Annotated in this window: 12 protein-coding genes and 2 pseudogenes; 2 read left to right on the top strand and 12 right to left on the bottom strand. The window is 42.2% G+C overall.

All coding sequences use genetic code 11. The features are described 5' to 3' along the window. A pseudogene (locus tag Q0296_RS02880) lies at positions 1 to 553 on the bottom strand (PD-(D/E)XK nuclease family protein); the annotation flags it as partial. A 231-nt stretch (positions 554 to 784) separates the two neighbouring features. Next, a pseudogene (gene proA / locus Q0296_RS02875) lies at positions 785 to 1,144 on the bottom strand (gamma-glutamyl-phosphate reductase); the annotation flags it as partial. A 187-nt stretch (positions 1,145 to 1,331) separates the two neighbouring features. Between proA and nhaA the strand changes: the two are divergent. Together nhaA and Q0296_RS02865 are read left to right on the top strand one after the other, a co-directional pair. Next, positions 1,332 to 2,516: a Na+/H+ antiporter NhaA gene (gene nhaA, locus Q0296_RS02870; RefSeq protein WP_298036316.1), complete on the top strand. Its 1,185-nt coding sequence runs from the start codon at positions 1,332 to 1,334 to the stop codon at positions 2,514 to 2,516. Between the two features lie 81 nt (positions 2,517 to 2,597). Continuing rightward, positions 2,598 to 2,726 carry a hypothetical protein gene (locus Q0296_RS02865; protein WP_258030210.1) on the top strand — a complete coding sequence of 43 codons (129 nt, stop codon included), beginning with the start codon at positions 2,598 to 2,600 and terminating at the stop codon, positions 2,724 to 2,726. Positions 2,727 to 2,792: 66 nt separating this feature from the next. On the opposite strand, the gene Q0296_RS02860 is transcribed toward Q0296_RS02865, so the two are convergent. From Q0296_RS02860 to Q0296_RS02815, 10 genes are all read right to left on the bottom strand, one after another. Continuing rightward, the gene (locus Q0296_RS02860) at positions 2,793 to 3,263 is read right to left on the bottom strand and encodes a FixH family protein (RefSeq protein ID WP_298036313.1); all 471 of its coding nucleotides are present in this window, start codon (positions 3,261 to 3,263) and stop codon (positions 2,793 to 2,795) included. Next, a complete protein-coding gene (locus Q0296_RS02855) occupies positions 3,256 to 3,825 on the bottom strand; it encodes a hypothetical protein (RefSeq protein ID WP_298036311.1) in 570 nt (189 codons plus the stop codon). The genes Q0296_RS02860 and Q0296_RS02855 overlap by 8 nt, the downstream gene beginning before the upstream one ends. A 103-nt stretch (positions 3,826 to 3,928) precedes the next feature. Further along, complete coding sequence (locus Q0296_RS02850) at positions 3,929 to 4,144, bottom strand: DUF4006 family protein (RefSeq protein ID WP_298036309.1); 216 nt, start codon at positions 4,142 to 4,144, stop codon at positions 3,929 to 3,931. After that, a complete protein-coding gene (locus Q0296_RS02845) occupies positions 4,144 to 5,007 on the bottom strand; it encodes a cbb3-type cytochrome c oxidase N-terminal domain-containing protein (RefSeq protein WP_298036306.1) in 864 nt (287 codons plus the stop codon). The genes Q0296_RS02850 and Q0296_RS02845 overlap by 1 nt, the downstream gene beginning before the upstream one ends. After that, a complete protein-coding gene (locus tag Q0296_RS02840; protein ID WP_298036304.1) occupies positions 4,995 to 5,207 on the bottom strand; it encodes a cytochrome c oxidase, cbb3-type, CcoQ subunit in 213 nt (70 codons plus the stop codon). The genes Q0296_RS02845 and Q0296_RS02840 overlap by 13 nt, the downstream gene beginning before the upstream one ends. A 9-nt stretch (positions 5,208 to 5,216) precedes the next feature. Further along, positions 5,217 to 5,882 carry a cytochrome-c oxidase, cbb3-type subunit II gene (ccoO, locus tag Q0296_RS02835; RefSeq protein ID WP_298036301.1) on the bottom strand — a complete coding sequence of 222 codons (666 nt, stop codon included), beginning with the start codon at positions 5,880 to 5,882 and terminating at the stop codon, positions 5,217 to 5,219. Next, entirely contained in the window at positions 5,882 to 7,372 is a 1,491-nt protein-coding gene (gene ccoN / locus Q0296_RS02830) for a cytochrome-c oxidase, cbb3-type subunit I (protein WP_298036298.1), read from the bottom strand. The genes ccoO and ccoN overlap by 1 nt, the downstream gene beginning before the upstream one ends. Before the next feature lie 93 nt (positions 7,373 to 7,465). Beyond that, entirely contained in the window at positions 7,466 to 8,149 is a 684-nt protein-coding gene (locus Q0296_RS02825; RefSeq protein WP_298036296.1) for a response regulator transcription factor, read from the bottom strand. Continuing rightward, positions 8,142 to 8,879 carry a HAMP domain-containing sensor histidine kinase gene (locus tag Q0296_RS02820; protein ID WP_298036294.1) on the bottom strand — a complete coding sequence of 246 codons (738 nt, stop codon included), beginning with the start codon at positions 8,877 to 8,879 and terminating at the stop codon, positions 8,142 to 8,144. Before Q0296_RS02820 ends, Q0296_RS02825 begins: the two co-directional genes overlap by 8 nt. Then, positions 8,872 to 9,167, bottom strand: a 296-nt coding sequence (locus Q0296_RS02815) for a sulfite exporter TauE/SafE family protein (protein ID WP_298036291.1), incomplete at its 5' end; no start/stop codon positions are given. The genes Q0296_RS02815 and Q0296_RS02820, both read right to left, overlap by 8 nt.

Below are 9,167 nucleotides of genomic sequence, written 5' to 3'. Positions count from 1 at the left end.
TCGTTAGCTTGGCTATCTCGCCAAACAGCTCCCACTCAAATTCGCTCAAAAAGCCGTCCACTTCGAGATTTATCTCGCCAAATTCTTTGACAAATCCGCCGTTTAGCTCGTAAATTTCAGGCAGCACGATACCGTCGTATAGATTTTCAGCCGCGAGCAGCTCCTTATAGCGCGCCAGCACCGCCTCAAGGATACCCAAATGCTCCTCGTAATCGGCATAAATGTCGCTAAATTTTAGATCCGCCACGCTCTTTTTGCTGATAGCAAGCTCTTTAAAAAACGAAAAAAGATAGTCGTTGTTTTTCAAAAACTCAAAAAACTCAGTTGGGATTTTAAGTATCGAGTTTGCCTCTTTGACGCTGGCACAGGCTCTGTTCATAAGCACTAAAGCGTAGGTGCTATCGCACTCAAAGCGGCCATTTACAAAAACGGCTTTTTTATAAAACTCGGCGATGCTTAGACTTTTTGGGATTAGCTCGTCATTAAAACCAGCGTTAAATTCCCTTATCTTACGCGAGTTTGTAAAGACGAAAAGTTGATTTAGATTGCGCATTTTTCTCACTTAAATTTTTAAAAAATGATAGCCAAAAGCTGATAAAAGAGCACTTTTTCTCACTTAAGGCAAGCTTTGAAATTTTTTCTAAATTCATTAAAATTTTAAGCCTTAAACTGCCTGGGGATACATTTTCAAAAAGGAGCAAAAATGCATAAAGAGTTAAACAGATCTGGCTTTTACTACGGCTTTCCTGTCCTGCTTGCCACTACAAAAGATCAAAAAGGGCGAGATGATACCGAGCACCCCCAGCGGCACGCGAATGCGGCTGATTTGCATGCCGTTTGGATGGCTCCAGCCGCCTAAATTTTCGCCTACGACCTCTGCAAAGCCCGCCACCTCGCGCACGCCCTTCGCCATAGCCTCGATGCGGGCATCTGTTAGTCGCAAACGATCAAGCAACGCCAAGCTAAGGCCCGATTTCTCGCCGTTTGCAAGGTCTTTGGCGTTTGCCGCTTTTATAGCCTCTTTTTGCGCTAGCAGCTCGTCCGCCATGGCGTTTAAAATTTCAAATTTAGCCCTGCTATCAAGTCTCAAAAGCCCGCCGCAAACAGCCTTTGCACGCTTACATATATCTAAAATTTCATTCATTTTCGCTCCTTAATCTATAAAAACCTTGCGCAAGCGTCCCGCTCCCGCAAGCGCGGCACGGCAAATTTTAGAGATGCGTCTACTAAATTTACCTTTAAATTTGACTTGATTATAGCCAAATTCGCCCGAATTTTATGCGAGCGTAAAAATACGCTATAATCGCAAAATTTTATAAAAAGGAAGCAAAATGGGCGGAATAAAAGAGTTTTTAAAACACGAAGCCAGCGGCGGGATTTTGCTGATGATCGCTACGGTCGCGGCGCTACTGTGTCAAAATACGTTTTTGAGCGATTTTTACAACGAATTTTTAAATACCAAATTTACCATGAGCTTCGGCGAATACGGACTAAGCAAACCCCTGATCTTGTGGGTGAATGACGGGTTGATGGCGGTATTTTTCTTTCTCATCGGACTTGAGCTAAAGCGCGAGGTGCTGGAGGGCGAGCTAAAAAATCCGTCGCAAATCGCGCTACCAGCGATCGGCGCGGCAGGTGGCCTGATAGTGCCCGCGGTTATCTTCTATCTTTTTACGAAGCACGACTCCTTCGCGCTTGGCGGCTGGGCGATACCGACGGCGACGGATATCGCGTTTGCTCTGGGGATTTTGAGCCTACTCGGGCCTCGCGTACCGACTAGTTTAAAAATTTTCCTCATGACGCTAGCGATCGTCGACGACCTTTGCGCGATCGTGATTATCGCGCTATTTTACACGAGCGAGCTTAGCGCCCAAATGCTTGCGGTCGCGAGCGTTTGTCTAGCCGCGCTTTTCGTGCTAAACAGACTCGGTGTAAAGAGCAAGGCGGCGTATCTGATCGTAGGCGCGGTGATGTGGGTAGCGGTGCTAAAATCAGGCGTTCACGCCACGCTTGCCGGCGTCGTGGCGGCCTTTTTCATACCGCTTAGCTTTAAAGACGAGCCGGGCAAATCTATGCTAAAAAGCATCGAGCACGACCTGCACGGCTGGGTAGCGTTTGGTGTGCTGCCGATATTTGCCTTCGTAAACGCAGGCATCTCACTGCGAGGCGTCGGACTGGACGAGATTTTGTCTCCGGTCGCGCTAGGCACGGCGCTGGGGCTTTTCGTCGGCAAGCAAATCGGAGTATTTGGATTTAGCTTTTTAGCGATCAAATTTAAGCTAGCCAAGCTGCCCGAGGGGTCAAATTTCATCCAGCTTTACGGCATCGCCGTGCTTTGCGGCGTAGGATTTACGATGAGCCTTTTCGTTAACGGCCTAGCCTACAACGACACGGACGCCTTTGCCTACACCGACAAGCTCGCTATCTTGCTAGGTTCGGTAGTTTCGGGTGCCGCGGGGTTTATATTGCTTAAATTTAGCGCCAAAAACCAAAGCGCGCGCATAAAAGAGTGCTAGATACAGATAAAAACGATCGTAGAAAAGTGCGAGATAAAGGAGTGGTTTTGTATAGTCACTTGCAGGATAGTTGGCATCTTTGTGGATGAAAATTTGTTAAAAGATGAAAAGCTAGATACTAAAAAATGGTCGCCTCTAATCTATAAATTTAAAGAGTATGTTAAAACTGGCAAGCGTTTGGGCTTAAATTTTGGTTTTAAAGAGGTTTGATCTAGCGTTTAGTAAAATTTATTTGTTTTTAACTTTGGCAAAAGAGATTTTGGATGCAAATTTAACTTACTTTGTAGCATTAAAATCAAATTTATAATATCTCGTATCTTGCTTATCGCTAAGTCTTAAAAGTAACTGCCACCTGCCCTCTTTTAGGCTCACGCTCTCGCTTACAAGCTCATTTTCTTGCCATGAGGCGTTTAATGTCTTGTTGTCTTTGTTTGTTTGTGGGCGAGTGAGTAAAATTTCATAGCTAAGGCTTGAAATTTCGCCATTTTTTGGCGTTAGGTGAAATTTAAATTTGCCCTGCAGAGCTTTAAATTCTGGCTCAAATTTAAGGCCAAATTTCTCATCAAATCTCGCCTCGCTCTCTTTTATAAAGGTAATGTTTTCATCGACTTTTTGGTAGCTTTGCATATAAGCGCTATCCATCTCGACTGGGTTTTGCAGCGCTATGACGATGGTTGCGACGCAGGCGATGATGATAGCGATGATAGAAAGGACGATGGCATAAGGCCAAAATGTTTTTTTAGCCATTTTTTACCTTTTTATAAAAGATTATGACGACAAAAAGGCCAATTAGCGCGTATATGAAGATACGCAAGAAATTTAGCGTAGTCTTATTTGAGCTGCCGATGCCACTTTCTAGGCTTAGATTTAAGCTCCCAGCGATCTGCTCGGCGATATCTGCGTAGCCGTTTAAAATAGCGGCGTTATAGACGTCTTTACCATTTTTTGAGACTAAAATGGGGATGATGGTGCCTGATTCTGGATTAGGACTTAAAATTTGCTCCTTGTTAAAGAGCTCTGAAGTTTTGCTATCACTAAAAATTTCCACCCTTTTTTTATCTCTGATAAGAGCTAAAAAGGCAAATGGCGAGCTTAAATTTTGCTCTTTTAAAAGCGTGTCAAGCTCGCCATCTTTATATACGCCAACCACTAAATTTATGCCGCTTTTTTCATAAAGCTCACTGCCGATCTCATTTAGCTTTTGGCTCACTTTTTGGCTTAAAATTTCATCGTTATTGATAACGAAATTTGCACCCCAAGCCAAATTTTGACATAGCAAAATGATAAAAATGAGTGCAAATTTCTTCAAATTTAGCCTACAAAGAGGTGATTTGGTGTAAGCACTGACCACGCACAAATGGCACCTGCGACGATTATTAGCAGGATAATGGCTTTTTCTATTATGCCTAACATCACTTCTCCTTTACAATGACATGTTTAGCGTTATCTACGCTCTTCATCTCAAGACTAGCCGCGTCTTTTAGCGAGTAAGGCTTGGTCGCGACCTCTTGCTGCAAGCCGATACCCATATATGTAAGCACCGCTAGGATAGAGAGCAAAAGCACCACCGCTATTAAAAAACCGCTAATGCCATTTAAGGCAAAGATATTTCTATTATTATTTTCCATTATTCGCCCTTTGATAGCGATATGACGTACTCGCCAACTGCTTTTTGCTGGATATCATTTAGTCTGCCGTCGTTAAATTTAGGCATAGTGCCGATCGCACCTTTTTTACCGCGATTTAGCACATCAGCCACAAAGCTAGCCGAGCCATATTTGCTAAGATCGACCGACATGCCCTCCATGCCCTTGCCATCTTCGCCGTGACATGCTGCGCAAACTGCATAAAGCTCTTTGCCAGTTGCTACTAAATTTTCATTTTTAGTGCTTTTTATCGCACTTATCTCTTTAGCTACGTATGCTGCGATCGCTTTTGCGCCCTCAGCATCAGCCAAACCTGCTGGCATCTCGCCCATAGGATATTCAAGCCCTTTTGAGCCGTTTAGTATCGCCTCAACTATGCCTTTTTCGCTACCCCAAACTTGTAAATTTGCAGCCTTGCCACCTATGCCATCGCCTGTGATGCCGTGACATGCTGAGCACTGCACGAGATATATGCTCTCACCCATAGCGTGAAGCGTCTCTTTGCTTGGGTTTGCATACTCTTTTTCAAATTTAGCGTTTGCCTCTTTAACCTCTTTGTTGTACTCGCCGATTTGCGAGTAGGAATTTAGCGGATAGCCGATCAAATAGTACCAAACCGCCCAAACTAGCGCTAGCAAAAAGACGACCGCCCAGCCAAGTGGGACAGGGTTTTTATACTCACCTATGCCGTCCCAGTTGTGCTCGCTAAGCTCTGCGTTGTCATCTTTTTTTGTCTTCATTTGTCCAACGTATTTACCAGCTATTACAACGGTTATTACGATTGTTAAAATGGCACCTATTAACGCAAGTAAATTTATATTATCTTCTAAATTTAGCCATTGCATACGCTCTCCTTTATAGCCTTGCGCTCTAAAATTTCTCCGCCGATCTCATCATTAAGTGCGAGCTTTGAGTACTGCTCGTAGTTTCTTCTGCCAGTTTTTTCACTTTTGAAAAGGTGAAAAAAGTAGGCGTACAAAGTGATCGCCAAAAATGCTGTTAAGAAAAAGTAGCCATAAGCTTGAAGCTCTCTAATGTTCTCCATCTCTCGCTCCTACTTTAGGCTGTTTAGATAAGCGATAAGCGCTACGATCTGGCGAATTTCACCTTTTTCAAACGCACTTTTTACCTGCTCATCTTTCATATTTTCAACGATAGCTGCAGCTTCAGCCTTGACATTAGCATTTGTCTGCTCTAGCGTGCCAAGTGCTGGCATATCTTTTTCGTCATAAGGTGTGTTAAAAACCTTTTTAACCGTTAGCGCTTCAGCGTAAGCAGTCTCGATATCAGCATTTTTCTTAAATAAAAATGGATATGCAGGCATGATCGAGCCTGGCACTACTGAAACTGGGTCTAGCATATGGTTTTCGTGCCAGTCAGTCGTTCTATAATTACCCACACGCATAAGATCAGGGCCTGTTCTTTTTGAACCCCAAAGGTGCGGGCGATCATATGCAAATTCACCGCTTAGCGAGTACATGCCGTATCTATCAGTCTCTGCCTTAAACGGACGGATCTGCTGTGAATGGCAAGTGTTGCAGCCATTTTGCATATAGACGTTTTTACCAGCTAGCTCTAAAACGGTGTAAGGCTTTGTGCCCTCAAGCGGTCTAGCTCTGTTTGCAAAGTCTGGCAAAATTTCAACTATACCAGCGTAAGCGATGACGACAAATACACAAACTGCAAAAAAGAATGGATTTTTTTCTAACCAAGCAAACATCACATCACCTCCGTGCTAGCTTTTGCCCCGCCGCCCATTGGCGAAGCGCTTTTTGGCTCTGCTAAGATAGCTTTAGCAGAAGTTGATTTATAGATGTTATAAGCAAACATCAAGAAGCCAACTAGATAAAGAAGTCCACCAATAGCCCTTATATAGTAGTATGGGATAAGCACAACTACTGTGTCTATGAACGAGTAGAGTAAATTTCCGTAGCTATCAGTCGCTCTCCACATCATACCTTGTGTGATACCAGCGATCCACATAGAGGCAAAGTATAAAACTATACCTGTTGTTTGTATCCAAAACTGAGCTTCCATTAGCGACTTTGAGTAAATTTCACGCTTAAACACGCGCGGTGTCATGTGATAAAGTGCCGCCATGATCATAAAGCCAACCCAGCCAAGAGCGCCGTCATGAACGTGTCCTGGTACCCAGTCAGTAAAGTGCGCTAGGGCGTTTACAGACTTGATAGAAAGTATCGGTCCTTCAAGCGTTGAGAACATATAAAATGTCGAAGCTAGGATCATAAATTTAATAAGCGGACTCTCTCTAAGCTGCGCCCACTCGCCCTTCATTGTAAGAAGGATATTTATCGCTGAACCCCATGAAGGAAGTATCAAAACTACAGAGAAAACTGAGCCCATAGTCTGCATCCAGTCAGGTGTAGCAGAGTATATGAGGTGGTGTCCGCCCGCCCAAAGGTAGATGAACATAAGACCCCAGAATGAAAATAGCGATAATTTATATGAAAATATCGGCTGGCCGCTCTCTTTTGGTAAGAAATAATAAATTTGAGCGATGATAGCTACCGTAAACACAAAGGCAACTGCGTTGTGTCCGTACCACCACTGAACCAAGGCATCGTTTGAGCCAGCGTACATAGATACAGAGTGTAGCCATGAGCCATATCCTGTAACAAGTCTTGTTGGAACTTCCATATTGTTAAATAGATATAGCATCGCAACGCCTAAAAATGTAGCGATGTAGTACCAAACTGAGATATAAAGTGTCTTTTCACGGCGAATACCGATGAGGCCAAATATACTAACGCCCCAAAGCACCCAAACCAAGACCACTGCGATATCTAGTGGCCACTCAAGCTCGGCGTACTCTTTAGCTGTGCTTTCGCCCATAAAAAGCGTAACAACAGCCAAAACCATAACAAGCATATATAGCCAAAAATGAAGCTTACCAATAAACATCAAAAATGGCGACTCACTCATCGAGACCTTTAAAACACGCTGTCCGATGTAGTACCAAGTGGCAAATATGCCAGATAGCATAAAGCCAAAGATGATGCCATTGGTATGAAGAGGACGCAACCTCCCAAAAGCCGAATATTCACCAGCTATGTAGTTAAGCTCTGGACAGGACATCTGAAAGGCTATAACTACGCCAATAGCCATTCCAACGATACCAAAAAGTATCGTTGCAAACATAAAAAGTTTTGCCACACTATAATCATAATGTAGCAACTGGGATGGTCGCATAAAAATTTCCTCCTAGTTAAATTTATATTAATATTTCGTTATTCTAAGATAGAAAATCTATAAAAAAACTTAATTAATATAAATTCTCATCAACTAGGAAAGTCTTCTGTCTATTTTGTAACCAAGCCCTGGAACGTTTTTGATAAAGTTGTTACCGACCTTGTCTCTAACACGCTTAACAAAGGTTCTAATAGCTGCCTCAGTCACACTCTCGCCAACCCAAACGACACTTTTGATCTCATCATGAAGCACAAGCGTACCAAGTCTCTTTATCAAAAGTGAGATAAATGCGAGCTCTTTTTTGGTAAGTGAAATTTCAACGCCATCTCTAATCAGCACGCGTTTGATCTTGTTAAAGCTATATCCGCTTGCGACTTGGATGATATTTGCTGTTTCTATCTTATTTTTAGCGACATTTTCTATAGTTTTTAAAATGTCATCAGCCATGATAGGCTTGATAAGATATTTATCTACGCCAACATCTATCGCCTTTAGCAAGGTCTCCTTTTCGCTATGCGCACTTAGGACGATGACTGGTGTATCTTTAGAAATTTCCTTGATATATCTTGTCATATCAAGTCCATCACTAATTGGCATAAATACATCTGTAATTACCATATTTGGGTTGTATTTCTTAAATTTTTTCAAACCTTCATCACCATTTTGAGCAGTAAAAACTTTCTCAAAATTGTCACTTAGCACATCGTGCATGATCTTTTTGCTGTCGTTGTCGTCCTCGACCAGCAAAACCGTTAGGTTCTTTAAAATTTTATTCATCTATCTCTCCTTTGTGTGGTAACTTTATCGAAAAGCAAGCACCGCCATCGCTGTTGCTCGCTGTTATTTCTGCATTAAATTGTTCAACTATTTGTTTTGACATATAAAGACCTATGCCCGTTGATTTGTTATTTTTTGTACTAAAGTATGGCTTGAAAATTTTATCCATGACGCTTTCGTCGATACCGCCGCCATTATCTTGCACGCTAATGTAAGCAAATTTATCATCGCTATCGATGCTTATTTTTATATTTTTGTCTTCTATCTTTTTTAAATTTAGTGCGTCTTTTGCATTATTTAGTAAATTTATGATGACTTGCATGAGCCTGTTTTTGTGACCACAAATTTTAGAGTCAGCCAGCACCTCAAGCTCTATATGAACGCCCTCTTTTTTCATCACGCCTTTTACTATTTGTATCGACGCTCTAGCTGCGTCTACAAGGCTAAATTCTTGTGAAAGTGTGTTTGTATTTAAAAAAGAACTAAAATCATCAGTCGTATCAGCCATATATTTTATGATCTGCATAGCCCTCTCATAAGCGCCCACAAACTCTCCTTCTTCGCTGTTTGCAAGCTTTTTCATCTTATATAAAATAAGACTTAGCTCATTTAGCGGCTGCTTCCACTGATGAGTTATATTTGCCATCATCTCGCCCATAGTGGCAAGCTTAGCAAGCCTCATACCCTCGCTACTTGACAGGAAATTTTCATCTAAATTTAAACTAGGCATTTGCTCTATATCCTAAAAATGATAGATAAAATCCATTTGCGATCATTATGCAAGCCGAGAGTTTAAACATGATCTCTTTAAATTTCTCTCCCAGCAAGCCAAAGACAAAACTAGCTAAAAGCATCGCTGGCAAGGTGCAAAGCCCAAAAATAAGCATTATTAGCGACGCATCGGCTGCATTTGCACTTAAAATTCCAAGCGCTAAGAAATAATAGACCACCCCGCAAGGAAGAAGGCCATTTAAAAAGCCAAGTAGCAAGAAATTTGCTAAATTTTTATTGTTTAGCC

The sequence above is a fragment of the uncultured Campylobacter sp. genome (assembly GCF_937890585.1).
In the GTDB taxonomy this organism is placed as follows: Bacteria; Campylobacterota; Campylobacteria; order Campylobacterales; family Campylobacteraceae; genus Campylobacter_A.
This window is presented reverse-complemented; position numbering and strand designations above follow the sequence as displayed.

What these genes read in the sequence shown, in the direction of transcription:
- Q0296_RS02850 (WP_298036309.1), bottom strand. Translation starts at nt 4,144, where the DNA reads ATGGAAAATAATAATAGAAATATCTTTGCCTTAAATGGCATTAGCGGT.
- Q0296_RS02840 (WP_298036304.1), bottom strand. Translation starts at nt 5,207, where the DNA reads ATGGAGAACATTAGAGAGCTTCAAGCTTATGGCTACTTTTTCTTAACA.
- nhaA (WP_298036316.1), top strand. Translation starts at nt 1,332, where the DNA reads ATGGGCGGAATAAAAGAGTTTTTAAAACACGAAGCCAGCGGCGGGATT.
- ccoN (WP_298036298.1), bottom strand. Translation starts at nt 7,372, where the DNA reads ATGCGACCATCCCAGTTGCTACATTATGATTATAGTGTGGCAAAACTT.
- ccoO (WP_298036301.1), bottom strand. Translation starts at nt 5,882, where the DNA reads ATGTTTGCTTGGTTAGAAAAAAATCCATTCTTTTTTGCAGTTTGTGTA.
- Q0296_RS02820 (WP_298036294.1), bottom strand. Translation starts at nt 8,879, where the DNA reads ATGCCTAGTTTAAATTTAGATGAAAATTTCCTGTCAAGTAGCGAGGGT.
- Q0296_RS02825 (WP_298036296.1), bottom strand. Translation starts at nt 8,149, where the DNA reads ATGAATAAAATTTTAAAGAACCTAACGGTTTTGCTGGTCGAGGACGAC.
- Q0296_RS02845 (WP_298036306.1), bottom strand. Translation starts at nt 5,007, where the DNA reads ATGCAATGGCTAAATTTAGAAGATAATATAAATTTACTTGCGTTAATA.
- Q0296_RS02860 (WP_298036313.1), bottom strand. Translation starts at nt 3,263, where the DNA reads ATGGCTAAAAAAACATTTTGGCCTTATGCCATCGTCCTTTCTATCATC.